This is a genomic window from Burkholderiales bacterium (assembly GCA_013695435.1).
Lineage (GTDB): Bacteria > Pseudomonadota > Gammaproteobacteria > Burkholderiales > JACMKV01 > JACMKV01.
This window is the reverse complement of the sequence record JACDAM010000253.1, coordinates 1-26,654: the sequence shown is the minus strand read 5'-3', so window position 1 is coordinate 26,654 and position 26,654 is coordinate 1. Positions and strand designations below refer to the sequence as shown.

26 protein-coding genes and 1 tRNA gene are annotated in these 26,654 nt (G+C 58.9%); 23 read left to right on the top strand and 4 right to left on the bottom strand.

Annotated elements, in window-relative coordinates; translation table 11 throughout:
* Positions 1 to 141 precede the first annotated feature (141 nt).
* Positions 142 to 231 (bottom strand) — tRNA-Ser (locus tag H0V78_12615).
* A 444-nt stretch (positions 232 to 675) separates the two neighbouring features.
* Between H0V78_12615 and H0V78_12610 the strand changes: the two genes are divergently transcribed.
* The 8 genes from H0V78_12610 (at position 676) to moaE (ending at position 10,359) form a co-directional block, all read left to right on the top strand.
* Positions 676 to 2,505 carry a long-chain fatty acid--CoA ligase gene (locus H0V78_12610; protein MBA2352581.1) on the top strand — a complete coding sequence of 610 codons (1,830 nt, stop codon included), beginning with the start codon at positions 676 to 678 and terminating at the stop codon, positions 2,503 to 2,505.
* An 88-nt stretch (positions 2,506 to 2,593) separates the two neighbouring features.
* Entirely contained in the window at positions 2,594 to 3,013 is a 420-nt protein-coding gene (locus H0V78_12605) for an acyl-CoA thioesterase (protein MBA2352580.1), read from the top strand.
* Positions 3,010 to 5,514: a 3-hydroxyacyl-CoA dehydrogenase/enoyl-CoA hydratase family protein gene (locus H0V78_12600; GenBank protein ID MBA2352579.1), complete on the top strand. Its 2,505-nt coding sequence runs from the start codon at positions 3,010 to 3,012 to the stop codon at positions 5,512 to 5,514. Before H0V78_12605 ends, H0V78_12600 begins: the two co-directional genes overlap by 4 nt.
* A gap of 54 nt (positions 5,515 to 5,568) precedes the next feature.
* On the top strand, positions 5,569 to 6,765 hold the full coding sequence (locus H0V78_12595; protein MBA2352578.1) for an acetyl-CoA C-acyltransferase: 1,197 nt from the start codon (positions 5,569 to 5,571) through the stop codon (positions 6,763 to 6,765).
* Between the two features lie 182 nt (positions 6,766 to 6,947).
* The gene (locus H0V78_12590) at positions 6,948 to 9,044 is read left to right on the top strand and encodes a cache domain-containing protein (protein MBA2352577.1); all 2,097 of its coding nucleotides are present in this window, start codon (positions 6,948 to 6,950) and stop codon (positions 9,042 to 9,044) included.
* A 73-nt stretch (positions 9,045 to 9,117) separates the two neighbouring features.
* A complete protein-coding gene (gene mobB / locus H0V78_12585; protein MBA2352576.1) occupies positions 9,118 to 9,645 on the top strand; it encodes a molybdopterin-guanine dinucleotide biosynthesis protein B in 528 nt (175 codons plus the stop codon).
* Entirely contained in the window at positions 9,639 to 9,893 is a 255-nt protein-coding gene (moaD, locus tag H0V78_12580; protein MBA2352575.1) for a molybdopterin converting factor subunit 1, read from the top strand. The genes mobB and moaD overlap by 7 nt, the downstream gene beginning before the upstream one ends.
* A gap of 1 nt (position 9,894) precedes the next feature.
* Entirely contained in the window at positions 9,895 to 10,359 is a 465-nt protein-coding gene (gene moaE, locus H0V78_12575; protein ID MBA2352574.1) for a molybdopterin synthase catalytic subunit MoaE, read from the top strand.
* A 111-nt stretch (positions 10,360 to 10,470) separates the two neighbouring features.
* Here moaE and H0V78_12570 read toward each other — a convergent pair whose 3' ends face one another.
* Positions 10,471 to 10,830 carry a hypothetical protein gene (locus H0V78_12570; GenBank protein MBA2352573.1) on the bottom strand — a complete coding sequence of 120 codons (360 nt, stop codon included), beginning with the start codon at positions 10,828 to 10,830 and terminating at the stop codon, positions 10,471 to 10,473.
* A 17-nt stretch (positions 10,831 to 10,847) separates the two neighbouring features.
* Here H0V78_12570 and H0V78_12565 point away from each other — a divergent pair, with 17 nt between their 5' ends.
* The 6 genes from H0V78_12565 (at position 10,848) to H0V78_12540 (ending at position 15,300) form a co-directional block, all read left to right on the top strand.
* Positions 10,848 to 11,321 (top strand): hypothetical protein, encoded by a 474-nt coding sequence (locus H0V78_12565; GenBank protein ID MBA2352572.1) that lies wholly within the window; start codon positions 10,848 to 10,850, stop codon positions 11,319 to 11,321.
* 82 nt (positions 11,322 to 11,403) lie between these two features.
* Positions 11,404 to 11,847 carry a hypothetical protein gene (locus H0V78_12560; protein ID MBA2352571.1) on the top strand — a complete coding sequence of 148 codons (444 nt, stop codon included), beginning with the start codon at positions 11,404 to 11,406 and terminating at the stop codon, positions 11,845 to 11,847.
* Positions 11,829 to 12,500: a PAS domain-containing protein gene (locus H0V78_12555; protein ID MBA2352570.1), complete on the top strand. Its 672-nt coding sequence runs from the start codon at positions 11,829 to 11,831 to the stop codon at positions 12,498 to 12,500. Before H0V78_12560 ends, H0V78_12555 begins: the two co-directional genes overlap by 19 nt.
* A gap of 153 nt (positions 12,501 to 12,653) precedes the next feature.
* On the top strand, positions 12,654 to 13,373 hold the full coding sequence (locus H0V78_12550) for a response regulator transcription factor (protein ID MBA2352569.1): 720 nt from the start codon (positions 12,654 to 12,656) through the stop codon (positions 13,371 to 13,373).
* Positions 13,374 to 13,382: 9 nt separating this feature from the next.
* Positions 13,383 to 14,891, top strand: coding sequence for a HAMP domain-containing protein (locus H0V78_12545; protein MBA2352568.1), 1,509 nt, complete (start codon positions 13,383 to 13,385; stop codon positions 14,889 to 14,891).
* Between the two features lie 175 nt (positions 14,892 to 15,066).
* Positions 15,067 to 15,300: a hypothetical protein gene (locus H0V78_12540; GenBank protein MBA2352567.1), complete on the top strand. Its 234-nt coding sequence runs from the start codon at positions 15,067 to 15,069 to the stop codon at positions 15,298 to 15,300.
* Between the two features lie 1,379 nt (positions 15,301 to 16,679).
* Here H0V78_12540 and H0V78_12535 read toward each other — a convergent pair.
* Positions 16,680 to 17,021 carry an FKBP-type peptidyl-prolyl cis-trans isomerase gene (locus tag H0V78_12535; protein MBA2352566.1) on the bottom strand — a complete coding sequence of 114 codons (342 nt, stop codon included), beginning with the start codon at positions 17,019 to 17,021 and terminating at the stop codon, positions 16,680 to 16,682.
* 60 nt (positions 17,022 to 17,081) lie between these two features.
* Complete coding sequence (locus H0V78_12530; GenBank protein ID MBA2352565.1) at positions 17,082 to 17,990, bottom strand: alpha/beta hydrolase; 909 nt, start codon at positions 17,988 to 17,990, stop codon at positions 17,082 to 17,084.
* A gap of 153 nt (positions 17,991 to 18,143) precedes the next feature.
* Here H0V78_12530 and H0V78_12525 point away from each other — a divergent pair, with 153 nt between their 5' ends.
* From H0V78_12525 to H0V78_12485, 9 genes are all read left to right on the top strand, one after another.
* Positions 18,144 to 18,602 (top strand): SUF system Fe-S cluster assembly regulator, encoded by a 459-nt coding sequence (locus tag H0V78_12525; protein ID MBA2352564.1) that lies wholly within the window; start codon positions 18,144 to 18,146, stop codon positions 18,600 to 18,602.
* 54 nt (positions 18,603 to 18,656) lie between these two features.
* Entirely contained in the window at positions 18,657 to 20,108 is a 1,452-nt protein-coding gene (gene sufB, locus H0V78_12520; protein MBA2352563.1) for a Fe-S cluster assembly protein SufB, read from the top strand.
* Positions 20,109 to 20,320: 212 nt separating this feature from the next.
* A complete protein-coding gene (gene sufC, locus H0V78_12515) occupies positions 20,321 to 21,115 on the top strand; it encodes a Fe-S cluster assembly ATPase SufC (protein ID MBA2352562.1) in 795 nt (264 codons plus the stop codon).
* Complete coding sequence (gene sufD / locus H0V78_12510; protein ID MBA2352561.1) at positions 21,112 to 22,491, top strand: Fe-S cluster assembly protein SufD; 1,380 nt, start codon at positions 21,112 to 21,114, stop codon at positions 22,489 to 22,491. The genes sufC and sufD overlap by 4 nt, the downstream gene beginning before the upstream one ends.
* Positions 22,488 to 23,744, top strand: a complete 1,257-nt coding sequence (locus H0V78_12505; GenBank protein MBA2352560.1) for a cysteine desulfurase — start codon at positions 22,488 to 22,490, stop codon at positions 23,742 to 23,744. Before sufD ends, H0V78_12505 begins: the two co-directional genes overlap by 4 nt.
* Positions 23,745 to 23,779: 35 nt before the next feature.
* Positions 23,780 to 24,226 (top strand): SUF system NifU family Fe-S cluster assembly protein, encoded by a 447-nt coding sequence (locus H0V78_12500; protein ID MBA2352559.1) that lies wholly within the window; start codon positions 23,780 to 23,782, stop codon positions 24,224 to 24,226.
* A 26-nt stretch (positions 24,227 to 24,252) separates the two neighbouring features.
* Complete coding sequence (locus H0V78_12495; GenBank protein MBA2352558.1) at positions 24,253 to 24,636, top strand: SUF system Fe-S cluster assembly protein; 384 nt, start codon at positions 24,253 to 24,255, stop codon at positions 24,634 to 24,636.
* 12 nt (positions 24,637 to 24,648) lie between these two features.
* Positions 24,649 to 24,969 (top strand): non-heme iron oxygenase ferredoxin subunit, encoded by a 321-nt coding sequence (locus H0V78_12490; protein MBA2352557.1) that lies wholly within the window; start codon positions 24,649 to 24,651, stop codon positions 24,967 to 24,969.
* Between the two features lie 377 nt (positions 24,970 to 25,346).
* The gene (locus H0V78_12485; protein MBA2352556.1) at positions 25,347 to 26,288 is read left to right on the top strand and encodes a hypothetical protein; all 942 of its coding nucleotides are present in this window, start codon (positions 25,347 to 25,349) and stop codon (positions 26,286 to 26,288) included.
* The last annotated feature ends 366 nt before the right edge of the window (positions 26,289 to 26,654 follow it).

Sequence of the window (26,654 nt, the reverse complement as noted above, 5' to 3'; positions counted from 1 at the left end):
GGAAGGAAAGAGGCGTTCCTTAGCGTCCCTTCGGCAATACAGAACATCGGGAAGCTTAGACGTTCACTAGGGTAAGCTTGTGGGTAGAAGTCTATATGATATTAATAAAGTCTTATATCACAATATGTTAACATATATAGATGGCGGAGAGAGCGGGATTCGAACCCGCGATGGAGTTGCCCCCATGCTACCTTTCCAGGGTAGTGCCTTCAACCGCTCGGCCACCTCTCCGTAATCGTCGATCTGTCATTGCGATCTGTTATTTGATGAGCCAGATATCGGGCCTGTTCGGCGTTTTACGAAAGGCGTGAAGCATAAACCAGAAGCAAAGGGCGGGCAACGCTCGGCTTGTTGCTATCGCATAACGCGGAATCGAACCCGAATGAAGATGGCTGGATAAGTGTGTGGCAGTCGTCGTCTGCTATTCGTAACGGTACGAATAGCATAAAACCAAAAGCCCCGCTCGATGCGGGCTTTTGGTTTTCGAAGCGGATAAACTCAGGTCGCTATATGATGGAACTTTCAGCACGGTAAGAGATTCCAGGGACATTTTGCACGGCGCGAAGCCGCTGATTCGGTTCACATGACATTGCGCTGCAACATATGTAAGCGTGGCCCGCAGCGGTCCGCACGACAAGGCTATTCGCTCGATTCAGCCCAATTCAACCTGCGCCAGTGCCGGCCAAATCATTGCGTGATCTGGATCTGATCCCTCCCGAGCTTGCCCGGACTTTGGATGGCTTGCTTCGCGAGCGTCTCCGGCGCAGCCCCGACGCCGTTGCCTACCGCGACTACAACACCCAGCACAAAAACTGGAGGGATTACACGTGGGCGCAGATCGATCGGCAGGTGGCGCGCTGGCAAGCGGCGCTCACGAACGCGGATCTGCAATCGGGTGATACTGTCGCCCTGATGGTGAGGAACAGCATAGAGTGGATTATTTTCGATCAGGCTGCGATCGGTCTCGGGCTTGTCGTGGTGCCGCTGTACATGGTCGATCGTGCAGAAAATGCGGCCTATGTCATGCGCGATGCCGGCGTCAAACTGTTGTTTCTCGAAGACATCAAGCAGTGGCGGACTTTTACAGCGCTGCCAGTCGCGCCAAGCGCGTTAAGCGAATTACGCCGCGTTGTTTGTCGGGGGCCGCTTTCCAACGAAATGGACGATGCGCGCCTGATCCAGGCGCAGCATTTTCTACCGGACGAAGGCGGCGCAACGCAGCATCTGGATGCCGCTCCGGCTGCACTTGCGACCATCATCTATACCTCGGGTACAACGGGCCGCCCGAAAGGCGTGATGCTGAGCCACAACAACATTCTGAGCAACGCCTACGGCGCGCTGCAAAACAAGCCGACCTATCCGGATGATGTGCTCCTGTCGTTTCTGCCGCTCTCGCATACGCTCGAGCGCACAGCGTATTACGGGGCGATGATGGCTGGCGCGACAATCGCGTTCGCGCGCTCAGTGAATACGCTAGGCGAGGATCTGCAGGCTATCCGGCCGACCGAGCTTGTTTCGGTGCCGCGCGTTTTCGAGCGCATTCGCGCGGCGATAAACGACAAGCTGGCGCGCGGGCCCGGATTTCGGCGCCGGCTATTCGATCTGACGGTCGCCATCGGCTACAGCCGGTTTGAGCATGAACAGGGGCGGGCGCGGTGGCAAGCTTCGCATCTGCTGTGGCCGCTGCTCGATCGGCTGGTTGCGAAACCGGTGCGGCAGCGTTTCGGCGGCAGATTGCGCAATGCGGTCAGCGGCGGCGCCGCATTGTCGCCCGAGGTGGCCCGCACTTTTCTCGGTCTCGGCATCCCGCTGCTGCAAGGGTACGGCCTCACCGAAACCTCGCCGGTCGTGTGCTCGAACACCGCGCGCGAGAATTTACCCGCGAGCATCGGCAAACCGATTCCCGGCGTCGAGATCAAAATCGGTGAGCAGGATGTTCTGCTGGTCAAAGGCCCGAACGTTATGCTCGGCTATTGGAACAATCCCGACGCCACGGCTGCCGTACTGAGCAGCGACGGCTGGCTCAATACCGGCGACAAGGCGCGCGTCGACTCCGATGGTTATATTTTTATTACCGGCCGCCTGAAGGAGATCATCGTATTATCGAATGGGGAAAAAGTGCCCCCGGTCGATATGGAAGCTGCGGTGCTGCGCGATCCCTTGTTCGAGCAAGTGTTGCTGGTCGGCGAGGGGCAGCCGTATCTTGGCTTGCTTGCGGTGCTGAACGGCGAACACTGGGCGGCGCTGGCCGGAATCCAGGATTGCGAACCAAAGATCGGCCGGCGCGGAGTTGCGAACCGCCGGGAGGCCGATCTGGTGCTCGCGCGCGTGGCGCCGCAGATTGCGGAATTTCCCGGCTACGCCAAAATCCGCCGCGTCGCGCTGATCGCCGAACCGTGGACGGTCGATAACGGCATGCTAACGCCAACGCTGAAATTGAAACGCGCCCAAATACTCGAGCGCCATCGCGCGGAAGTCGAGGCCTTGTATAGCGGACACGATTAGTTTTGGCGTTTTTTTTAAGCGCGAAACGATGTGCCCGTCAAGCAGCGCGCATCGCGTTCGCAGCGACGAACTCGATAGAAGGCCGCACATGACGGAACAGAATCGCCAGGCAACAACCTCGCTGCCGGAAGGCCGCGATCCAGTATTACGCGTAGTTCCGATGCCGTCCGACGAGAATCAGGTCGGCGATATTTTCGGCGGCTGGATCATGTCGCAGGTCGATATCGCCGGCAGCATTCCGGCGCTGCGCCGCGCCAAGGGACGGGTTGCGACGGTCGCGGTCAATTCATTTCAGTTCAAAGAGCCGGTAGTCGTCGGCGATCTCGTCAGCTTTTATGCCGATGTCGTACGCGTCGGGCGCACCTCGATCACGGTCAACGTCGAAGTCTACGCGCAGCGAAATCCCGAAAAGGAAGAATGCTTCAAAGTCACCGAAGCGACGCTGACGTATGTCGCCGTCGGCGATGACCGCAAGCCGCGCGTCGTGCCGGGTCGGGAGGGCGCATGAAGCCGCGGCAACTCGTCGTGCGCAAGGCCGCCGTGCTTGGCGCCGGCGTGATGGGTGCGCAAATCGCGGCGCATTTCGTCAACGCCGGCATCGAAACGCTGCTGTTCGAACTGGCAGGCAAAGACGGCGCGCCGAACGCCAATTCGCAGAAAGCGATCGACAATCTCGCCAAAATCGAACCCTCGCCGCTTGCCACTGCATCGACGCTCGCGTTCATCGAGCCGGCCAATTATGACCAGCACCTGCCGAGGCTCGCTGAATGCGATCTCGTGATCGAAGCGATTTCCGAGCGCATGGACTGGAAACGGGATTTGTATGACAAGGTCGCGCCGCACCTCGCCGCCGACATCGTGTTCGCCAGCAACACATCGGGATTGTCGATCAACGCATTGGCGCAAGCGTTTCCGGAAGCGCTGCGTCATCGTTTCTGCGGCGTACATTTCTTTAACCCGCCGCGCTACATGCATCTGGTCGAATTGATTGCATGCACGCAAACCGACCCGGCTTTACTCGATCAACTCGAAGCATTTCTCGTCACAACGCTAGGCAAGGGCATAGTGCGCGCCAAAGATACGCCGAACTTCATCTCCAACCGAATCGGCGTGTTTTCGATGATCGCGACCATGGTCGAAGCGCAGAAAGCGGGCCTGGCTTTCGATGTCGTCGATGCGCTGACCGGTCCCGCCATCGGCCGGCCGAAAAGCGCGACTTTCCGCACGGCGGATGTGGTCGGCCTCGATACGCTTACCCACGTCGTCAATACCATGCGCGACACGCTGCCTGATGACCCGTGGCACAAGTATTTCGCGCTGCCGGGCTGGCTCGAGGATTTGATCAAGAGCGGCGCGCTCGGCGCCAAATCCCGGCGCGGCATTTACCAGAAAGTGGGCAAGGAAATTCAGGTGCTGGACATCGCGAGGGGTAGCTATCGACCGTCGACAGGAATGGCGGATGATGAGATCCAGCAGATACTCAAGCTCGAGCATCCGGGCGAAAAACTGCGCGCACTGCGTGCCAACCCGCATCCGCAGGCGCAATTCCTGTGGGCGATTTTTCGCGACGTGTTTCACTACAGCGCGTTCCATTTGCATGCGATTGCCGACAATGCGCGCGATGTCGATCTCGTGCTGCGCTGGGGTTTCGGCTGGGAACGCGGCCCCTTCGAAACCTGGCAGGCGGCGGGTTGGCAGGACATCACGCATGCCATCGAAGCCGATATCGCGGCCGGCAAGGCCCTGAGCGACGCGCCGCTGCCCGCGTGGGTAGCAGGGCGCCAGGGTGTACATGAAGCGGCGGGCTCGTATGCGCCGCTCGGCAACGCGATCGAAGCGCGCTCGACGCTGGTGGTCTATCGCCGTCAGTTGTTCCCCGATGCGTTGCTGGGCGAACCCGTTCAATACGGACAAACGATCTTCGAAACCGAAGCCGCGCGGCTTTGGCACACCGGCGACGATATCGCAATCCTGAGCTTCAAGAGCAAGAAAAATACGATAGGAAGCGACGTACTCGATGCGATTTTGCAGGCGATCGACGAGGCCGAACGGCAGTGGCGCGCACTCGTGATATGGCAGACCGCGCCGCCGTTTTCACTGGGTGCAAATCTGGCGAAAATTACGAATAGCGGTCCGTCCGTAGAACCCTCGGCCCCATCCGCCCCATCCGTCACTGGCGCCGTGATCAAGCGCTTCAAGCGCAAGGCGCAGGCGCTCGTCCTCGGCGCCGCGCGCAGGTTCGGCTTCGCCGACCAGCTGATGGCCGGCAAGCTGGCTGAGATCGAATCCGTGGTCGAGCAGTTTCAGTACACGACACAGGCGCTCAAATACTCAAGCGTACCGACGATCGCCGCCGTCGACGGCATGGCGCTCGGCGGCGGCTGCGAATTGATCATGCATTGCGACCGCGCGGTCGCGTCGCTCGAAAGCTACATCGGCCTCGTTGAAGTCGGCGTTGGTCTGCTGCCCGCCGGCGGCGGCTGCAAGGAATTTGCGTTGCGCGCCGCAGCCGAAGCGAAAGCGGCCGGCAACAGCGACGTTTTCGCGCCGCTGCAGCGGCATTTCCAGACCATCGCCACCGGGCAGGTGTCGAAAAGCGCCGCGCAAGCGAAGGAATTCGGCTATCTGCGTTCGTCCGACGCCATCGTCATGAATCGCTTCGAATTGCTGCACGTTGCGAAATCGCAAGCCATCGCCATCGCTGAAGCGGGTTACCACCCCCCGCTCAAGCCTCGCGGCGTTCCCGTTGCCGGGCAGCCGGGTATCGCCAATTTCAAAGCCGCGATGATCAACATGCGCGCCGGCAACTTTATTTCGGAGCACGATTTTGAGATCGGCGCGCGCGTCGCAACCGTGCTGTGCGGCGGCGAAGTCGAAGCGGGCAGTCTGGTCGATGAAGACTGGCTGCTCGCGCTCGAACGCAAGCTGTTCATGGAATTGATGGCGACGGAAAAAACGCAGGCGCGCATTGAACAGATGCTGAAGACGGGAAAGCCGCTGAGAAACTAGCGAGAGGCAAGGCCGAACGCAAGCTGCGTCGGCAGGATTCATCTGGAGAAGTCGGTGATCAAGCAGATTCAGGATGCCTACATTGTCGGCGCGGTGCGCACGCCGGTCGGCAAAGCGCCGCGCGGCATGTTCAGGCAAGTGCGGCCGGACGACATGCTTGCGCACGTGATCAGGAGCGTATTGGCGCGCGCTCCAGGCCTCGACCCGGCGGCGATCGATGACGTGATCGTCGGCTGCGCGATGCCGGAAGGCGAGCAGGGGTTGAACGTCGCCCGCATCGGCTTGCTGCTTGCCGGCTTGCCGAACACGGTTGCCGGCATGACGATCAATCGCTTTTGCTCGTCGGGATTACAGGCAGTCGCGATCGCCGCCGATCGCATTCGGCTCGGCGAGGCTGACGTCATGATCGCGGCCGGTACGGAAAGCATGAGCATGGTGCCGATGACCGGCAACAAGCCATCGTTCAATCCCGCGATTTTCGCCGACGATAACGTCGGCATCGCATACGGCATGGGGATTACCGCCGAGAATGTCGCCAGGCGTTGGAACATCAGCCGCGAAGCGCAGGATGAATTCGCGGCGCAAAGCCACGGCAAGGCGCTGCTTGCGATAGAGCACGGAGGCTTCAGCGACGAGATTGCGCCTTACGAGGTTGCCGCCAGCGTACCGGATCTCGACACGTATGGGGTCCGGATCGTCCGCAAGGCGGCCGACACGGACGAAGGGCCACGCTCGGGCACGACGACCGAAACGCTCGCGAAACTGAAGCCGGTATTCGCGGCAAATGGTTCCGTGACCGCCGGCAACAGTTCGCAAATGTCGGACGGCGCGGGCGCTGTGCTGCTGATGAGCGCAGCGGCGCTGCAGCGCTTCGGCCTCCGTCCGATCGGCCGTTTCCTTGCGTTTGCCGTAGCCGGCGTACCGCCGGAAATCATGGGAATCGGCCCGGTCAAAGCCATTCCGAAAGCGTTGCGGCAAGCGGGCTTAAAGCAGGAGGATATCGACAGCATCGAACTCAACGAAGCGTTCGCCGCGCAAAGCCTTGCCGTGATAAACGATCTGCAACTCGATCCCGTCAAAATCAATCCATGCGGCGGCGCCATCGCGCTTGGCCACCCACTCGGCGCGACCGGCGCCATTCGTACCGCAACGCTCCTGCACGGCTTGCGCCGGCGCAAACAGCGTTATGGCATGGTCACGATGTGTGTCGGGACCGGCATGGGAGCGGCCGGCGTGTTCGAGGCGCTCTAGAGGTTTGTTGAAAAGCTCAAAAAGCCGTCATTGCGAGCGCAGCGAAGCAATCTCGCCTTCAGTAGTATCGTTAAGAAGGCGCAGACTTATAGAAGGCAGAGACTCGACATCAACTATCGGCCCGGCCGCGACTCTAATGCTATCGAGCCTCTCTGCGCGCTAACGCTCACGCCACAGGTCCTATGCGCTTTTTACATCGCCTGACCGGGTATTTTCGTTCTTCGGTCCGCTACAAGCTGCTGGCGATGGTGCTGTCGCCGCTGCTGATCGTGCTGCCGGTGCTGGCCGCGCTGGTGCTGATCTGGGGCAACGAATCGTACGACCGGCTGGTGCGCTACAAGATCAGCAGCGATCTGATCATCGCGCACGAGTATTTCGATCGCGTCGTAGCTGGCGTTGGCAGCAACGTCGAAAATCTGGCCGTATCGAATCGCATCGCGACCGCGATGCATGCGCAGAAACCCGAGGCGCTTCGCAAATTCCTGATCGCGGCGGAAGACGCGAACAAGCTCGATTTCCTGAATATCCTCGATGCGGAGGGTCATCTCGTTGCCACCAGCAACGAACAGACACGCCCGGCCGGGTACGCGAGTTGGCGCATCGTGCAGGACGCGGCCGACGGCCGGCACGCGACGGCGATCGACATATTTTCTCCCGAGCAGCTTGCAGCTATCAACGAGCAATTGCGCGAGCGGGCTTTCACGCCGATCCTGCCGACGCCGAATGCGGCGCCTAGCGAGCGCAAGGATGAATCGCGCGGCATGGTCATCCACTCCGCGGCGCCGATTTTCGATCAGGACCAGCGTCTGCTCGGCATCCTGCACGGCGGACTGATGCTGAATCGCAATCTCGAATTTGTCGACAAGATCAACGGTATTGTCTACCGCGAAGGCTCGCTGCCATTGGGAAGCAAGGGTACGACAACGTTGTTCCTCGGCGACGTTCGCGTAGCGACGAACGTGCGCCTGTTCGCCGGCGAGCGCGCGCTCGGTACGCGCGTGTCGCAGCAGGTACACGATACGGTGCTCGGCAACGGCGAAACCTGGCTGAACCGCGCGTTTGTCGTCAATGACTGGTATGTGTCGGGCTATGAACCGATCGAGGACAGCACGGGCCAGCGCGTCGGCATGCTCTATGTCGGCTTTCTCGAAGCGCCGTTCAGCGCCGCGAAAACCATAGCGCTCGCGGTGATTGTCCTGCTGCTTATTGCGATCAGCGTGATTGGCGCGGTGTTGTCCATGAAGTGGGCGAAAGCAATTTTTCAGCCGCTTGAACGCATGAACCAGACCATCGTCGCGGTGCACGAAGGCGATACCGCAGCGCGCGTCGGCGATGTCACGAGCCGCGATGAAATCGGCCGCCTGGCGAGGCATTTCGATGTGCTGCTCGATACCCTGCAGCAGCGTAACGCCGAATTGCGCCGCTGGGCCGACGAGCTCGACCGCAAGGTCGCCGATCGCACGCTGGAACTGCGGCGCGCCAACCAGAATCTGCGCGATGCCCAGGGGCAACTGATTATCTCGGAAAAGCTCGCCGCCATCGGCCAGTTGACCGCGGGCGTTGCGCACGAAATCAACAATCCGGTCGCGGTGATCCAGGGCAACCTCGACGTTGCGCGCGAAGTCCTCGGCGCGGCCGCTTCGCCGGTGCGCAACGAGATGCGGCTGATCGACGAGCAGGTCAATCGCATACGCCTGATCGTGACCAAGCTCTTGCAGTTCGCGCGGCCGGTCGATTACGCCGGGTACGTCGAGCCGGTCGAAATCGCCGGCGTCATCAGCGATTGCCTGGTGCTGGTTCACCATCTGCTGCGCAAAGGCGATATCGAAGTCGTCCGCAAAGATCAGGCGACGCGCAAGATCGCAATCAATCGCAGCGAGTTGCAGCAGGTTTTGATCAACCTGATCGTCAATGCGATCCACGCCATGCCCAGCGACGGCGGCGGCAAATTGATCCTGGAAACGCGCGACCAGGACCTGGGCGCCGCGATCAGCGTCAAAGACACCGGTCGCGGCATTGCGCCCGATGATTTGCCGCGCATTTTCACGCCGTTCTTCACGACGAAAAGGCACGGTACCGGGCTCGGGCTTTCGATCAGCCGATCGCTGGTCGAACGCTACGGCGGCACTATCACGGCGGCGAGCGGGAACTCAGGCGGTGCGGAATTTACCGTATGGCTGATGGCGACACCAGCGCAGGATGGCAATGAAATCGCCGTGCCGGTATCATCGGACGCAGCAGATACGCAGCAAGCAGTGCATACGCAACAGCAAGAATGATCTCGACCCCACTCGAAATGTGCCGGCATCGCGGCGCGTGCCGGACTCGACCGCTCCCGTTATAAACAATCCCATGAAAGTTTTCGGTTTCGCCGGCTACTCGGGCAGCGGCAAGACGACGCTGATCGAAAAGCTGATTCCGCGCCTCGTTATCGAAGGCTTGAGGGTTTCGCTGATCAAGCACGCGCATCACGATTTCGATATCGATCGCCCCGGCAAGGATTCGTACCGGCACCGCGAAGCCGGGGCATACGAAGTATTGCTGACGGCGAGCCAGCGCTGGGTGCTGATGCATGAACACCGCGGTGCGCGCGAACCCGATCTCGATCAGCAACTAGGGCTTCTTGCGCCATGCGATCTGGTATTGATCGAAGGTTTCAAGCACCAGCCGATACCGAAACTCGAAATTCATCGCAACGCCAACCGGCGGCCGCTGCTGTTTCCCGAGGACCGGCATATTGTCGCTGTCGCGAGCGATATCCGGCTCGCAACCGAATTGCCGCAATTCGAGCTCGACGACGCCGACGCGATCGCGGATTTCATCATGCGCTATTTCGAACTCTCCGGACGCGCCGTCGAAGCGCAGCGCACAGCATGGTAACCCTGCGATATTTCGCGCGCCTGCGTGAAGCGCTCGATATCGCGACCGAGCATATCGCGCTGCCGGCCTCGGTCGACAGCGCGGAACAACTGGTCGCGTGGCTGCGTCAACGCGGCGAAACCTGGCAGCGCGAATTCGCGCCGGGCAAGAATTTCCGTATCGCCGTCAACCAGCAGATGGCCGAAGCGAACACACGCGTCAAGGACGGAGATGAGGTCGCGCTGTTTCCGCCGGTTACCGGAGGTTGAGTTGCCGGTGCGCGTACAAACCGAAGATTTCGATACCGGTGAGGAGATCGCAAGGCTGCGCGCGGGCAATCCTAAAATCGGCGCGATCGCCGCATTCATCGGTCTGGTGCGCGACGTCAATGAAGGTGATGCCGTGCGCGAGCTGACGCTTGAACACTATCCTGAAATGACCGGGAAAGCGCTGAGCGCGATACTTGACGAAGCGAAACAGCGCTGGGAGGTGATCGACGCCACGATCGTCCATCGCATCGGGTCGCTCAAACCGACGGACCAGATCGTGCTCGTGATCGTCGCGAGCTCGCATCGCGGCGATGCGTTCGCTGCCTGTGAATTCCTGATGGATTTTCTGAAAACACACGCGCCGTTCTGGAAAAAAGAGCAGACCGGGCAGGGGGCGCGTTGGGTCGAGGCGCGCGAAAGCGACGATAGCGCCGCGATGCGCTGGAACAAAACGCCGCCGGCATAACGCGCCGTCCGTTGCCGTCCGCTGAACCCCGAAGCAGCATCGCCCGCATACGCGTCGGCTCTCCGTTTCGGCACGATCATTCTCGCTAATGCGCCAATTAGTCGCGGGGGCTTACCCGCTGTGTTCGATCGCATATAACACTCCCGCAGCGATGCGGCGCGGCCGCTCCCCGATGCAGAACACAGCGGCCTCGTTTATCCGCGGGTCTATTTCGATGACTTTGGCGTTCGCTTCAACCACGACGCCGTCGTGGGTCAGTCCGCGTATGTGACCGGAAAGCGTTGCATGCAGCGTTCGCCCCGCCAGATCGGCAATCCGGTCACCTGCCGCAACGCGATCGCCGATGCGCCGATGGGTGCGGAACAAGCCGCGGCTTGGCGCATAAACGAAGCGTTCGCGCCGGTAGCCGCCGAGCGTTTGCGGCTCGCCCGCCAGCACTCGCGTCTGACCCTGAACGATCACGCGACCCAAATCATTTTCCCAAGCGCTTGAAAGTCGACGCGGATTTGTCGGTGCCCGGCTTGCCGAACGTGTTTGCCATCGGCGACACCGCCGCGAGCAAGGCCTGGGGCGGACAACCGGTGCCTGGGTTGGCGCCCGCAGCCAAGCAGGGTGGACAGTACGTCGCCAAAGTCATCACCTGCCAGCTCGCCGGCCGCGCCGTGCCGCCGCCTTTTCGTTATACCCATCTCGGCAGTCTGGCGACGATAGGGCGCAAATCCGCGGTAGCCGATTTCGGCGCGTTCAGAATCAGCGGCGCGCCAGCGTGGTGGTTGTGGGGGCTCGTGCACGTCTATTTTCTGGTCGGGTTGCGCAATCGCCTGTCAATCATGTTCGACTGGCTGTGGGCTTATCTGACTTACCGCAGTGGAACCCGATTGATCACCGGCAGCGCGCTGCCCGCCGCCGAAATCAGGAAAATCGAAGGAGGGCCGGTTCGTGTCGGCTCGCTGGCAGCGTGAGTCCGGCGGGCTCGCAAAGACCGCGACGGTCCGGACAAGAGCGCGCGATTTCGCCGTGCGGGTGTATGCCGTTATGCTATAAATGCGTACAACTTTTCTGCTGGAGGAGCGCGTCATGAGCTTGTGTAAGCCGATCCTGCTCATCCTGTTCGCCGGCTTGCTGCTGAGCGTTTATGCTTGGACGCGAAGCGTCGATGCCGGGACAGTGGCAGGCTTTTTTGCATTCGCGCTCGTCGCTGTCGTCGCCCTGGCGATTTTCATCTGGCGACCGTTGCGCGAAGCGGCAGGCAGCGCGGCCGATCTTGCCGGCAAGAGTTCGCGATCCGCCGTACCCGGTCAAACGGCGGAAATCGGCGGACTCGCACAAAACCTGGAAGCGATACGCGCGTTGTTGCGCGATTACGAACGGCAGCTTTCCCATACAGGCGAGCAATTGCGGCAATCGCAAACGCTGCTGCGCGAAAGTGAGGAGCTTACGCGCTGGCGGTACGCGGCGCCAACGACGGCTTGCTGGAATGGAATCTGAAAACGGGCGATGCCTGGTTTTCGCCGCGCTGGAAGGGCATGCTCGGCTTCGCCGAAGATGAGATCAGCGAGCGCATCGACAACTGGCGGGGCCGCATTCATCCGGACGATCGCGAACACACTTTGGCCGGACTGCAGACCCATCTCGACGGGCGCACGCCGCGCTTCGAAAACGAACATCGTTTGCGTCACAAGGACGGCAGCTGGCGCTGGGTGCTTGCGCGCGGCTGCGCGGTTCGCAACGCGTCCGGCAAGCCGTATCGGCTGCTCGCGCTGCATACCGATGTCACGTCGCGCAAGCGCGCCCACGAAGCGCTGGCCGATATTGCCGATGGACTTCCCGCGGCGGGCGGCGAACAATGTTTTCAGGTGTTGACGCGCAATTTCGCTGCGGTGCTCGGGGTGCGCGAAGCCTTTGTCTGCGAGTGCATGAATTATCCGACGACGCGCGGCGCATGCTCGCGTACTGGGTCGACGGCGCGTTCGGCCAACCCAGGGAATTCGATCTCGCCGGCACGTCGTGCGAAGAAGTCATTTCGGACGGCAAGGTCATCTGCTACCCGAAAGGCGTCGGCGAGCGTTATCCAATCGAAAAGCGGCTTAACCGCGACGGCTATCTCGGCATTCCGATTTTCGGTTCGGACGGCCGCGTGATCGGCCATATGGCGTACATGGACAATGGCCCGCTATCGGATGATCTGCCGAGCTTCGCGATCCTGAAAATTTTGCGGCGCGGGCCGCGCTTGAACTCGAACGCAGACTGCTTTTAGCATCTGCCGCGGTCGGCCGGGCCGCTTAGGAGTCATCATGCAGCAGCGCAGCGTGCTAATCATCGAAGACGAAATCATCATCGCCGATCTCGTCAAGCTGCATCTACGCGACCTCGGATGCCAGGTCAAGCTCGCGTTCGACGGACTCGTCGGCGTGACCGAAGCTGAAGCGAAGCGTTACGACCTGATCATTCTCGATCTGATGCTGCCCGGCATCGATGGGCTCGAGGTGTGCCGCCGATTGCGCGGCAAATCGAATTACACGCCGATATTGATGCTGACGGCCAAATCGAGCGATCTCGATCGCGTGCTCGGCCTCGAAATGGGCGCCGATGACTATCTGACCAAGCCGTTCAACATCATGGAACTCGTGGCGCGGGTCAAGGCGATTTTCCGCCGTGTCGATGCGTTGCAGGCCGATACGCCGGGCGGGGACGGTAAAGTCGTCAGTTCGCGCGGCATCACGCTCGACGCCAACAAGCGCGAGGCGATCATGGATGGGCGTTCGCTCGATTTGACGAGCAAAGAGTTCGATCTGCTGTTTCATCTGCTGCAAAACCGCGATCGCGTATACAGCCGCTCGCAGTTGCTCGATCACGTTTGGGGCTATCAGCACAGCGGCTACGAGCATACCGTCAATTCCTTCATCAACCGGCTGCGCAACAAGATCGAGCCCGATCCGGCAAAGCCACGCTATATCGTGACCATGCGCGGCGTCGGCTACAAATTCAGCACGACCGGGCACGGCGGGGAATAGCTGTTCGTCATGTTCAAGACGCTCTATGGTAAGTTGGTCGGTGCGTTGCTACTGCTGTTTTGTCTGCTCGCAGCTTTATTTTTTTTTCTGCTGAAATTTTCGTTCGAAGCCTATCAAGACGCGATAACCCAGGAGCTCAACCGCACACTCGCCTCCGAACTCGCGTCCGAGTATCTGGAGGCCGGCGAGCTGAACGTCAAGACCTTTCAGCAGCGCTTCGATACCGCGATGCGCGTGAATCCTTCGGTGGAAAACTACCTGCTCGATGCCGACGGCAACGTGCGCGCCGCCGCCGTGCCGTCAAAAAAACTCGCGCGCGAGCAAATCGATATGGCGCCAGTCACACGCTTTCTGGGCGGCAGCACGCAATTACCGATCCGCGGCGACGATCCGCTCGACGCGCAGCGCAAGAAGATTTTTTCGGCGACCGAAGTTCACGTCGAAGACGCCGGCTCATGTTATTTGTACGTCATTCTCGGAGGCGAGCAATACGACGTCGTCGCTGCGCGTTTTCAGCAGGGCTACATCCTGCGGCAAAGCGGCTGGATCATGGGCGCGGGGCTGATCTGCGCGCTTCTCGTCGGCTTCATTATTTTCGCGCTGGTAACCGGTAAGCTGCGGCGCCTGGCGGCTGCGATGGATACGTTCCGGCGCGGTGATTTCAACGAGAAAGTTTTGTTCCGGGCTGCGCGATCGGGCCACAGTGGAGACGAAATCGATCGTCTCGGCGCAACCTACAATGAAATGGTCGAACACATCACCCGTCAGTTTCGCGATCTCCAAAACAGCGATGAGGAACGGCGCGAACTGATCGCTAACGTGTCGCACGATCTACGCACACCGCTGGCTGCGTTGCGCGGATATCTCGAGACGCTGCTGATGAAGGAGGGCACGTTGTCCGACCAGGAGCGCCGCAATTATCTGGAAATCGCCACGCGCCAGGGCGAGCGCCTGACAACGCTGGTTGCACGCTTATTCGAGTTGGCTAAGCTCGAAGGCGGTCAGATCGAACCGAATCGGGAGGCGTTTCAGCTCGGCGATTTGATCGAAGACGTTGTGCAGAAATTCGGACTGGCGACAAAACAGCACGAGGTCGAGATACACACCGAGATCCCCGGTGATGATCCGTTTGTGCTTGGCGATATCGGCCTGATCGAGCGCGTTCTCGAAAACCTGATCGAAAACGCGCTGCGCCACACGCCTGCGGGAGGCAGAATTTTGCTGGCGCTGGTGCCGGGCGAGAAAAAAGTCACGGTCGAGATCAACGATACCGGCGCCGGTATCGCCCAGGAAGACCTGCCGCACATCTTCAACCGCTTTTACCGCGGCGATAAAAGCCGCCGCCAGCATACCGGCAACGCTGGCCTCGGGCTCGCCATCGTAAAATCGATCCTCGCCCTGCACGGCAGCGAAATCGATGTCACCAGCTCGCGCGGCAAAGGCGCAAGCTTCAAATTCACGCTGCCTGTTGCCGAGGGCAGCGCACTTCCTCGTGGCGAAGTTGCGGCGCTGTTGTAAAAGCAACGTTTTCCCGGTTCTGCTGCTCTGGATACCAATGGAGTTTTGGAACGGCCTGGCGGGCGGGTTCGAACCAGGTACGCCAATTGCTGATACTCGCCACAGGGAGGCAACAAAAGCATGAGTCAAAGCAAGCCCGCGCTGAGGCCTCGACACAACAGACGAGCTATCGACGATGAAAACCGGACAGATACTGAATTACGCGGGAACGAGACATGAGATCGTGCAGGTTTCAGACGCTCAGATAACGACGCGTCTTGTCGGAAAAAAGAGTTCGGCGCTGAATACCTGGAGCAAGACGCGGCTTGCCTTCATGCTGCGCGCCCAGCAAGTTATCCTGGAGCGGCGCCAATTCTGGAAGCAGGGTTTGCATCTGACGCCGCAACCCAAAGCGGTTGGCAGTCGCTAATTACTGTGCAGCTTTGCCGTTGAATAAAACGGCGCCGCTGCCGAGTGAGGGTGGGCCGTAGACAGTGCCCGGCCCGCGGGCGGGAAACCTGGCAAATCCTGCCGTCTTCAATTCCTGCTGTTCGTTCAACTCGCGCCCTTTGAATCTCCCACGGTGCTGATCCATTCGCCGCTCCGGCTTTGTCCGATCTTCCAATCGCTTATTCGCGGCCAGACCCTCTGAAGTGTTTACCCTCGCCCATTTCGTGTCTTGCTTTCGTCTGGACATCTGGCGCGAGATAGAAACGTGTTTTTTTCGTGATAAATGCGTGATCCGTTATCCATACTGGGCTCCAATACGTTAGGAAATCGATTCTGTCCGGCTGCATTCATACGTAATGAGCCCAACGAAAGGAGTTTAGATATGGATACCAAAAGACGTTAGTAGCCGGAATGCTAATGACCGCGGCGATTACCGGAGCTTCGGTATCCGTAAGGGCCGAGGATCGTTTTTCCCGGCGACGTTCTGTCAGCGACGGCTTTCCTTATCCGACTGTTTCCGATCCTGCGCCGCATGGCGCAACGATTCGCGAAGCGACCGATTCCCCGGAAGTGACCTGGGCGCAGTTGACGATCAGCTACGGCAACCCTGCGCCGGCGGGTACGCGTAACGGTTACATTGCCCCGCCCAGATCGCCGCCCGCTCGGGTTTCGTGGCCGGCCCCGGCAGTATAGAAGGTATCAGCCGTACTCCGGGCGCTAGCGGACGCTCGAAGCCGAGCCAGCAAGACCTGTTTTTCGAGTGTCGCCGCAGCATTACCGACGGCTCGACACACTAAGGCAGATTTCATAGGAGATCGGCCGCGAAAACCCGAACCGGCGTTCGGTAACCGGTCTCTTCCTGGCTTCGGCATCAGGGTCAGCCGGTAAATCCCGTAAGCCTTTGTCATCGATCGGCAGCAAGATCAGGCAGCGACTCGCGTCGTACAGGTACTCTCAATTGCCGCCTTCCATCTGTTCCCGCACACGCGAAAAGCGCTTGGCGATTTTCGTTTCGCTCCGCCGCTGTCTCACCACGCCGCCGGATACAAACGTGATTTATTCGTGATTGGGGCGTGAATCGCCGTCCGAAAAATCATCCCTGAGTGGTGCGGGCGTTCTGCGTTCTTGTTGGCCCCGCTTCATTCCACGGGTAGTCATTTTGTACAACGCGGTCGATATGATCTCGCCCCCCTGTCGTTTGCATTCGACCCGGCTGATTTGCAGATAGGAGACGAGTTTCGCAGGAATTTATCACGCAAAAGTCACGCGGGAATCACGTTTGTGATGTTGCGCAATCGGTCGGCTTGATCAGGTGATTTTCCTTGAAGGCAGGGCGTAGAGGTACAGGTTCTCTCCGGGCTACGCGATCTTGAGCAGTTCGACTTCGAAAATCAGCGTCGCATCTGGCGGAATGACTTTGCCGGCGCCGCGTGCGCCGTAACCGAGTTGCGGTGGAATGATCAGTTTGCGCACGCCGCGGACCTTCATACCGGCAACGCCTTCATCCCAACCTGCTATGACCCGACGCTTGCCGAGATCAAAACTGAACGGCTGGCCGCGATCCTTGCTGGAATCGAATTTCTTGCCATCGGTCAGCCAGCCCGTGTAATGCACAAATACCGTCTGGCCTGCCTGCGCGGCGTCGCCTTCGCCGAGTCTGACATCTTCATATTGCAAACCGGAACCAGTGGTAATGGTCATGGTGTCCTTGTGTCGGTCAAGAAAATAGAAGGCGGATAATCGTGCGTTGCGCGAACAGCGTTAATCGTCGCCAAGCAGAAATTCACGAACCGCATCGATCTGGTCCTGCGCCATCAGCATCGGCGCATGGCCGACACCGGCGAATTCAACGAGCCTGGTTCGCGGCCCGCGCGTCAACATTTCCTGCGCGGTTTTGTGCAGCAGCAAATCCGAATCGGCGCCACGGAGGATCAATACCGGGCAACGTATTTTGTCCCACAACGGCCACAAGTCGACATCGTAGAAAAGGCTACCGCGAAACGGCTCGGCGATCCCCGGATCGTAACTGAAGCCATAACTGCCGTCCTTGCCTTGCCGTGAACTGTGCGTGGCCAGATGCCGCCATTGCGTATCGGTAAGCGGCCCGAAAGACGCGCAGAATTTGCGCAGATACTGTTCCAGCTCGTCAACCGCGCCGAAGCGCGGATCTTTGCCGACATAGGCGGCGATGCGTTGCAGCGCTGCGCGCGGCACGAACGGACCGGCGTCATTGATCACTAACCGTTGAATCGGTGATTGCGGTTGCGCCGCCAGCATCATGCCTATCAAGGCGCCCATCGAGGTGCCGACCCAATCGATTCGCGGCTCGTCCCGGCGCCCGCGCAGCCGGCGCCACAGAGCGTCCCACCGCGAGCGGACGGGTTTCGTGCTGACGCGGGCGATCAGCGCAGCCATATCGGTGAGATAAAGCGGGTAACCGTAGTCTTTCTTGTGCGGCAGCCAGTCGCTGGCGCCGCGTCCGACGATATCGGGACAAACCACGCGGCAATCGCTGGAAAGCGTCTCGGCGAGAAAGTCGAAATCGCGCGCGTTACGCGTCAAGCCGTGGACGCAGATGACGACGTGCGGATTGGCGCGATCCCCCCAGTCGGTATAAGCGACGCGATGGAAGCCGTGCGCCGTCAAGCTCGAATAAGCATCGATGCGCATTAGTTGCTATCTCACTGTTTAAAGCCAGCGCGGATTATAGCCGCTGTATGAATCGATCGAATACGTGCCCGAATATTCCAGTGACCGCTAACATTTGAGGATCGAACCAATTAGTACTAAAATAGTACTAATTAGGGAGGTAAGGGAGGCTAGATGCTACGTATGAGCAAGATGGCCGATTACGGCACGGTAGTCATGACCGCGATGGCGCGCTCGCCCGATCGCGTTCACAGCGCCGGCGATCTGGCCGCGCAAGTGCATTTGCCGGCGCCGACGGTCAGCAAAATTCTGAAGATGCTGGCGCGCCACGAGCTACTCGAATCGGTACGCGGCGCGAAAGGCGGCTATACGCTCGCGCGGCCGCCGGCGGCGATCACGGTTGCGGAAATCATCGATGCGATGGAAGGCCCGATCGCAATCACCGAATGCAGCAGTGCGGCGAGCGCCTGCGAACAGGAAGGTTCGTGTTCGGTGCGCGCCAATTGGCGCACCATTAATCGCGCGATTCGAAGCGCGCTGAATGACGTGTCGCTGGCGGAAATGGTGCATCCGCGCCTGCACGCAGTCGATTTTGGCGCATTACGGGCGCGCCGGATGGAAGCGAAGTGTTGACAAGGGTCAATTAGAACGAGTTTCGGAAAAATTGTTTAGCGGAGATTTATTTATATGGCAACAGCAACACACCAACTCGACGCGCTGATCGCGCAGGAATACAAGCACGGTTTCGTCACCGATCTCGAAACCGATACCATTCCGTGCGGTTTGAACGAAGACGTCGTCCGCCTGATTTCGGCCAAGAAAAACGAGCCGGAATTCATGCTCGAATGGCGGCTCGCCGCCTATCGTCACTGGTTGACGATGACTGAGCCGAAATGGGCGCACGTTCATTACCCGCCGATCGATTATCAGGACATCAGCTATTACTCGGCGCCTAAATCGAAGAAAGATGCGCCGAAAAGCCTCGACGAAGTCGATCCGGAATTGCTGCGCACTTATGAAAAGCTCGGTATTCCCCTGAAGGAGCGCGAGATGCTTGCGGGCGTCGTCGCCGTCGATGCGGTCTTCGACAGTGTATCGGTCGGCACCACATTCAAGAAAAAGCTCGGCGAGATGGGCATTATCTTCTGTTCGTTCTCGGATGCTGTGCAGGATCACCCGGAACTTGTGCGTCAATATCTGGGTACGGTCGTGCCGAGCGGCGACAATTTTTACGCGGCGCTCAATGCGGCGGTGTTCTCTGACGGCTCGTTCGTCTACATCCCGAAAGGCGTGCGCTGCCCGATGGAGCTGTCGACGTATTTCCGCATCAATGCGCAAAATACCGGTCAGTTCGAGCGGACGCTGATCATCGCCGACGAAGGTGCCTACGTCAGCTACCTCGAAGGCTGTACGGCGCCGATGCGCGACGAAAATCAATTGCACGCGGCCGTCGTAGAACTGGTCGCGCTGGACAACGCACGCATCAAATATTCGACTGTGCAGAACTGGTATCCGGGCGACAAGGAAGGCAAGGGCGGCATCTACAACTTCGTCACCAAGCGCGGCGATTGCCGCGGCGCCAGTTCGCACATTTCGTGGACGCAGGTTGAAACCGGTTCTGCGATCACCTGGAAATATCCAAGCGTACTGCTGAAAGGCGACAATTCGGTCGGCGAATTTTATTCGGTTGCGCTGACCAATAATCGCCAGCAGGCAGATACCGGCACCAAGATGATTCACATTGGCAAGAATACGCGCAGCACGATCGTCTCCAAAGGTATTTCCGCGGGCCGCGGCCAGAATGCGTATCGCGGACTGGTCAAGGTATTGAAAAGCGCCGACGGCGCGCGCAACTACACACAATGCGATTCGCTGCTGCTTGGCGATCGCTGCGGTGCGCATACCTTTCCGTATATAGAGGTCAAGAATCCGACTGCCAAAGTCGAACACGAAGCGACGACTTCGCGCATCGGCGAAGACCAGTTGTTTTACTGTCTGCAGCGCGGCATTTCCGCGGAAGATGCGGTGTCGATGATCGTCAACGGTTTTTGCAAGGAAGTTTTCAAGGAATTGCCCATGGAGTTCGCGGTGGAAGCGCAAAAGCTCCTGGGCGTGAGCCTGGAAGGCAGCGTAGGTTAGGCCTGTTTACACCAATTCCCTACGTGCCTCATTCCATGTGTGCGTCTACCCCAGAAAGTCGCAGGCAAGGCGCGGCGAGGAAGCGATGCTTTACTGCCTCGCAAGGAGCCGCAGCGCCGCCATGCGCCCGTCTCTCCCCCGCCGCATGTATGGAATTGGTGTAAACAGGCCCCTTAACCAGGAAATCAGCAACGAAGACAAGGATAGTATCGATGCTAAAAGTAAAAAATCTGCAAGCGAGAATCGAGGGCAAGGAAATCCTGCGTGGTCTCGATCTTGACGTTAATGCCGGCGAAGTGCACGCGATCATGGGCCCGAACGGTTCTGGCAAAAGTACACTCGCGCAAGTACTCGCAGGCCGCGAAAATTATGAAGTGACGGGCGGCACTGTCGAATATGACGGCGGCAATTTGCTGGAGCTCGCGCCCGAAGAGCGGGCGAGGGCGGGCTTGTTTCTGGCGTTCCAGTACCCGGTCGAAATTCCCGGCGTCAGCAATGTCTATTTGCTGAAAGCAGCGCTAAACGCGGTGCGCAAGCATCGCGGCGAACCCGAACTCGACGCCATGGATTTTCTGACGCTGGTCAAGGACAGGATGAAGCTGGTCGAGATCAGCCAGGAATTCCTTTATCGCGCGGTTAACGAAGGCTTCTCCGGTGGTGAAAAGAAGCGTAACGAGATACTGCAAATGGCAGTGCTTGAACCGAGGCTGGCGATTTTGGACGAGACCGATTCCGGTCTCGATATCGACGCGCTTAAGATCGTCGCCAATGGCGTCAATTCGCTGCGCTCGCCCGAACGCGCCATCATCCTGGTCACGCATTATCAGCGGCTGCTCAATTACATCGTGCCTGATTTCGTGCACGTGCTGCAGGATGGGCGCATCGTCAAATCGGGTGGGCGCGAGTTGGCGCTGGAACTCGAAGAGCGCGGCTACAGCTGGCTTGAAGGTGGCGACCAGGCTGCTGCACAATCCGCCGTTCGCGCCGGCGCCGGAAAGCAGGCATGAACGCGATCGAGCGCTATAGCGCGGATTTTGCGCGCGTCAAAAGCACGCTTCCCGGTTCGTCGATCGATTGGCTGCAGGAAGCACGCCGCGACGCGCTGTCGCGTTTCGCCGAGCGCGGAATTCCGACGACGCGCGACGAAGACTGGAAATATACCGATGTCACCTCGCTCGAAAAGCGCGCGTTGTTTGCGCTGCTGCCGACCGCTCGCGCGGACGCAGCGGCGCTTGCGGCAAGCGTCGAACGGTTGGCACTCGCTGCCGAATACCATCTGCTGGTATTTGTCGATGGCCGCTACGATCGCGATTTATCGCGGCTCGTCGGCTTACCGGCTGGCGCGACGATCAGCAGTATGGCCGAGGTGCTTGAGCGCGACCCCGGTTTGCTGGAAGCGCATTTCGTCAGTGAACTCTGGCCGCATGGCGCGTTTGGCTGGTTGAATACCGCGCTCGCATCCGATGGCGCCGTAGTTCATCTCGACGCCGACACGGTTGTCGAGCAGCCGGTGCATCTGCTGTTCCTGGCGACCGGCAACGCCAGCGCAGTTCACCCGGCCAATCTGATTGTCGCCGGCAACAGTGCCAGGGTAACGGTAATCGAGCATTACGCGGGCGACGACGGCGCGACTTATTTCACGAATGCGCTGACGCATGTCGTAGTCGGTGAAAACGCGAACGTAACACACTACAAATTGCAGCAGGAAAGCGCGAAAGCGTTTCATGTTGCCGGCATTCATGCCCGGCAGGCAGCGCGCGGCCGGTTTGCGTCGCACTCGATTTCGCTGGGCGCGCATCTCGCGCGCATCGATATCAGCACGCATCTGGCGGCCGCCAGCCATTGCGAATTGAATGGTCTCTATCTCGCCGATGGCCGCCGACACGTCGATCACCACACGCGCATCGATCATGCTGAACCGGACGCGACGAGTTCAGAGGTTTACCGGGGCATCCTCGACGGCGGCGCGCGCGGCGTGTTCAACGGCAAGGTGGTGGTTCATCAGGATGCGCAGCGTACCGACGCAAAGCAGGAGAATCACAATCTGCTGTTGTCGAAGAACGCCGAAATCGACACTAAACCGGAGCTCGAAATTTATGCGGACGACGTGAAATGCACGCATGGTGCGACGATCGGCCAGCTGGACGACGAGATGCTGTTCTATCTGCGTTCGCGCGGGCTGGACGAAGCGGCGGCGCGCAGCCTGCTGATTTATGCGTTCGCTCACGACATTATCGACCGCATGGCTTTGCAGCCATTGCGCAAGCGTCTGGAACGCCAGTTGGTCGAGCGATTACCGCTGGGGTCGACCGAGCTATCGTTCAGTGAGCTGTTGGAAGAGGCGCCGCCGCACCAGACAATGAACGAATCGAGGCCAACATGAATCAACTCAATGTGTTGCAGCGCCCGCCGCGTCGGTTCGACGCCGACAAATGGCGGGCCGATTTCCCGATCCTGAGCCAGCAGGTCAATGACAGACCGCTGGTTTATCTGGATAACGCCGCCACCAGCCAGAAACCGCAGGTCGTGATCGATGCCGAAAGCGGCTATTACTCGAAGACCAATTCGAATATCCATCGCGGCGTGCACCGCCTGAGCGAACTGGCAACGAATCAATACGAGGCGGCGCGCGGCAAAGTACGGCGCTTCATAAATGCCGCGAGCGACCGCGAAATCATCTTCGTGCGCGGCACGACCGAGGCGATCAATCTGGTTGCGCATAGCTACGGCGCGCGAAACGTCAAGGCCGGCGATGAAATCGTCATCAGCACGATGGAGCATCATTCCAACATCGTGCCATGGCAGTTGCTATGCGAACGCACGGGCGCCGTGCTGCGTGTCGTGCCGATCAACGATGACGGTGAATTTCTGTTCGATGATTACCGCAAGCTCGTCAACGAGCGCACCAGGTTCGTCGCGGTCGTCCATGTATCGAATGCGCTCGGCAGCATCAATCCGGTCAAAAAGATCATCGAACTCGCGCATCGGTTCGGCGCCAGGGTTTTGGTCGATGGCGCGCAGGCGGTACCGCACATGGTGGTCGATGTGCAGGATCTCGATTGTGATTTCTACGCGTTTTCGAGCCACAAAATCTACGGTCCGACTGGCATCGGCGTCCTCTACGGGAAAGCCGCGCTGCTCAACGCGATGCCGCCGTATCAGGGCGGCGGCGACATGATCCGCCAGGTCACCTTCGAGAAATCGACGTATAACGATTTGCCGTACAAGTTCGAGGCGGGCACGCCCAATATCGCCGGTGTCATCACGTTGGGCGCGGCGCTCGATTACGTCAGCGCAATCGGCCTCGACGCGATTGCCGTGCATGAGCACGAGCTTCTGGAATACGCTACGGCGACCGCGGCGAATGTTCCCGGCATGCGATTGATTGGTACCGCGCGTGATAAAGCCAGCATCCTGTCATTCGTGCTCGATGGCGTTCATCCGCACGATACCGGCACCATACTCGATCATCAGGGTGTTGCGATTCGCACCGGCCACCATTGCGCGATGCCGCTGATGGCGCGCTTCAAGGTGCCGGCGACCGCGCGCGCGTCGTTTGCTTTGTACAACACGCGCGAAGATGTCGAGGCGCTGTTCGCCGGCATCGCCAAGGTGCGGCAAATGTTCGGGAAGTGAACGACCGACATTGAAATGTTGAAACGGAGACGCTGATGTCGGATTTGCGCGAACTGTATCAAGAGGTCATCTTCGATCACAACCGCAAGCCGCGGAACTTCCGCAAGCTCGATGCGGCCGACCGTCTGGCGGAAGGCTTCAATCCGTTATGCGGCGACCAGATTACGGTTTATGTGAAATTCGATCAGGACGTGATCAGTGATGTCAGCTTCGAAGGCAGCGGCTGCGCCATTTCAACGGCGTCCGCGTCGCTGATGACGGAGGCTCTGAAAGGGAAAACGGAAGCCGAAGCGCGCGCATTGTTCGAAAATTTTCACAGCGCGGTGACCAGTCACGGCTGCGCGAAATGCGGCGACCTCGGCAAGCTCAAGGTGCTGGCCGGCGTCGCCGAGTATCCGTCGCGCGTCAAATGCGCGACGCTGGCGTGGCATACATTTACCGCGGCACTCGATCAGAAAGATCAACCCGTCACCACCGAGTAGCGGGCAAGCAAACTTGGGAAGAAATAATGGATGAGCTTATCGACAAGAAGCACGACGCTACCAGTGACGACGCGCGCAACGAGGTACAGGAAAAAAGTGTCTCGCAAGACGAGATCGAGCAGAACATCATCAGCGCGCTGCGAGAAGTTTACGATCCGGAAATCCCGGTCAATATTTATGACTTGGGATTGATATACGCGATCGACATTGAGCCGTCGGGTGACGTGCATATCCAGATGACTTTGACGGCTCCGGGGTGCCCTGTTGCGCAGACCTTTCCGGCGACCGTTGAAGACAAGGTCAATACCGTTTCCGGTGTTTCTGACACGCACGTCGAACTGGTGTGGGAGCCGCCATGGTCGCAAGAAAATATGTCGGAGGCAGCCAGATTGCAACTCGGCATGCTCTGACGCCGCTAGTTGATGTCTGACTGGACCGATGTCGCAGCGCTAGCCGAATTTGCGCCCGGTGAAACACGCAGTCTGGAGGTAGAAGGAACTCTGATTGCCGTGGTCAATCTGGACGGCGAATTCTACGCAATAGAGGATGTCTGCACCCACGACGGCGGCCGCCTGACCGGTGGCCCATTGTTCGGCGATGTAATCGTCTGCCCACGTCACGGGGCGCGCTTCTCGGTCAAGACCGGGGAGGTTCTTGCGCCGCCAGCGTATGAGCCGGTCGCAATTTTTCCGGTGCGGGTCGAGTCCGGGTGGGTACAGGTCAGAGATGATCGCTGGGACTGACAAATAATCTCCCGCCACGCGCTGAACGTCGGGCGACGAACATATCAGCGCAAGTCTGAATACAACTGCCCGGCGCGCTCGGCGAGAAACGCGCGCACCGTTAGCAAAGCCTGGAATGCCTTGGGCGACATCCGATATTGCACCGCAAATTCGCTACTTCAAACTCGAATTTGATCCAAAAATGTCGCTAAAAAGCGACAAAGAGTTGCATTAAACTGTTTTTCCTGTAATTATTGTGCCCTGACAGACCGCGCGCGTCGGCGGTCATCTTGAAAAACAAGTCTTAAATAAGCAGTTCGTTTCCCAAGTTAAAGTAATACTTGAAAAACACGTCATAGTGTTTTATAGTTAAACCGTAATGTACTTGGGAAGTGATTATGCGTCTGCTCCTTATTGCTGCCTTCATCTTGCTGCCAATGTTTTTCGCGCCGTTAGCGGGCGCGGCTCCGCACACCTCGAAGTTCAATGCGATCAAGTCGAAGCTCAACAAAAGCGGCCTGGATATTCGCGTTGTCGAGGGTGACTGGGGTACCGCGAACGTCGAGGACATCGAGAACTTGCTGTATTCGGTCGCAAACGAATTGTGGGAGTATTTCCCGAAAAAGAAGCTGCCGCCGTTGATCGTAAAGAATTATGGCGATAGCCCGATGGTGCTTTACGAAAAAGGACCAATGGGCGAGTACATCGTTTACTTGAGCGCGAAAGACATGCGGTGGTCGCAATTCGCGTATCAGTTTGCCCATGAATTCGCACACATTTTGTCGAACTATGACAACAAGGAAATCAAGAACAAACTGTTCGTAAAACACAACCAATGGTTTGAAGAAACGATTTGCGAGATTGCCGCGCTGTTTACGCTGAAGCGCCTGGCGACGACATGGGAAACAGCCGCCCCTTACGAATCCTGGACGGCCTATGCGCCGGCATTTCGGGATTATGCCGATCACCTGTTGAACGAAAGTCATCGTCAACTGGTAGGCGGCAAGACCCTCGCGGACTGGTATTTCGACAATCAGGATGCATTGAGCAGCGACCCTTATCGCCGCGACAAAAACGAAGTGGTTGCAACGACTTTGCTGACGCTATTCGAGCAGTATCCTGATAATTGGGAGGCGATCAGTTTTTTGAACTATGAGAAGAATCACGCTTCGAAGGCGTTTCACGAATACCTCGACAGTTGGTATTCCTGCGCACCGCAGAAGCACAAAGGGTTCATTCGGGAAACGATTGCAATGTTCGATCGCCCCAGCGATACACAGGCAAGTCTGGGGAGGCAGAACCAGGGTCAGCCCGCGTTGATTCCGGTAAACGCGCAATAAGCAGCACGGATTCGAAAACAACAGCGCCGCGAGGCGCTGTTGTTTTAGTGGTTTTGATTTTTAATTGTTGGTTGCAGCACCGGCAAGTCATTTCGGCGCCCTCTCCCCGGAGCCGACAATTTACGGCGTCAGATCGAGATTCTGACGGATGAACGCTTACGGATTCCTTGCGGTTGGACTCGGAGCTGCGCTGGGTGCATGGCTGCGCTGGGCTTTGAGCGCATCGATGAATCCACTGATTGGAGTTGACCCGCTTCCGCGGACACTTCATTCTTTGGAAGGAAGGAGTCCAATATGCCCAAGACCCACCCGCCGTATCCGGCGGAATTTCGCCAGCAGATGGTCGAACTGGTGCGTGCCGGGCGA

What these genes read in the sequence shown, in the direction of transcription:
- H0V78_12605 (MBA2352580.1), top strand. Translation starts at nt 2,594, where the DNA reads ATGACGGAACAGAATCGCCAGGCAACAACCTCGCTGCCGGAAGGCCGC.
- H0V78_12600 (MBA2352579.1), top strand. Translation starts at nt 3,010, where the DNA reads ATGAAGCCGCGGCAACTCGTCGTGCGCAAGGCCGCCGTGCTTGGCGCC.
- H0V78_12590 (MBA2352577.1), top strand. Translation starts at nt 6,948, where the DNA reads ATGCGCTTTTTACATCGCCTGACCGGGTATTTTCGTTCTTCGGTCCGC.
- mobB (MBA2352576.1), top strand. Translation starts at nt 9,118, where the DNA reads ATGAAAGTTTTCGGTTTCGCCGGCTACTCGGGCAGCGGCAAGACGACG.
- moaD (MBA2352575.1), top strand. Translation starts at nt 9,639, where the DNA reads ATGGTAACCCTGCGATATTTCGCGCGCCTGCGTGAAGCGCTCGATATC.
- H0V78_12560 (MBA2352571.1), top strand. Translation starts at nt 11,404, where the DNA reads ATGCGTACAACTTTTCTGCTGGAGGAGCGCGTCATGAGCTTGTGTAAG.
- H0V78_12550 (MBA2352569.1), top strand. Translation starts at nt 12,654, where the DNA reads ATGCAGCAGCGCAGCGTGCTAATCATCGAAGACGAAATCATCATCGCC.
- H0V78_12545 (MBA2352568.1), top strand. Translation starts at nt 13,383, where the DNA reads ATGTTCAAGACGCTCTATGGTAAGTTGGTCGGTGCGTTGCTACTGCTG.
- H0V78_12540 (MBA2352567.1), top strand. Translation starts at nt 15,067, where the DNA reads ATGAAAACCGGACAGATACTGAATTACGCGGGAACGAGACATGAGATC.
- H0V78_12535 (MBA2352566.1), bottom strand. Translation starts at nt 17,021, where the DNA reads ATGACCATTACCACTGGTTCCGGTTTGCAATATGAAGATGTCAGACTC.
- H0V78_12530 (MBA2352565.1), bottom strand. Translation starts at nt 17,990, where the DNA reads ATGCGCATCGATGCTTATTCGAGCTTGACGGCGCACGGCTTCCATCGC.
- H0V78_12525 (MBA2352564.1), top strand. Translation starts at nt 18,144, where the DNA reads ATGCTACGTATGAGCAAGATGGCCGATTACGGCACGGTAGTCATGACC.
- sufB (MBA2352563.1), top strand. Translation starts at nt 18,657, where the DNA reads ATGGCAACAGCAACACACCAACTCGACGCGCTGATCGCGCAGGAATAC.
- sufC (MBA2352562.1), top strand. Translation starts at nt 20,321, where the DNA reads ATGCTAAAAGTAAAAAATCTGCAAGCGAGAATCGAGGGCAAGGAAATC.
- sufD (MBA2352561.1), top strand. Translation starts at nt 21,112, where the DNA reads ATGAACGCGATCGAGCGCTATAGCGCGGATTTTGCGCGCGTCAAAAGC.
- H0V78_12505 (MBA2352560.1), top strand. Translation starts at nt 22,488, where the DNA reads ATGAATCAACTCAATGTGTTGCAGCGCCCGCCGCGTCGGTTCGACGCC.
- H0V78_12500 (MBA2352559.1), top strand. Translation starts at nt 23,780, where the DNA reads ATGTCGGATTTGCGCGAACTGTATCAAGAGGTCATCTTCGATCACAAC.
- H0V78_12495 (MBA2352558.1), top strand. Translation starts at nt 24,253, where the DNA reads ATGGATGAGCTTATCGACAAGAAGCACGACGCTACCAGTGACGACGCG.
- H0V78_12490 (MBA2352557.1), top strand. Translation starts at nt 24,649, where the DNA reads ATGTCTGACTGGACCGATGTCGCAGCGCTAGCCGAATTTGCGCCCGGT.
- H0V78_12485 (MBA2352556.1), top strand. Translation starts at nt 25,347, where the DNA reads ATGCGTCTGCTCCTTATTGCTGCCTTCATCTTGCTGCCAATGTTTTTC.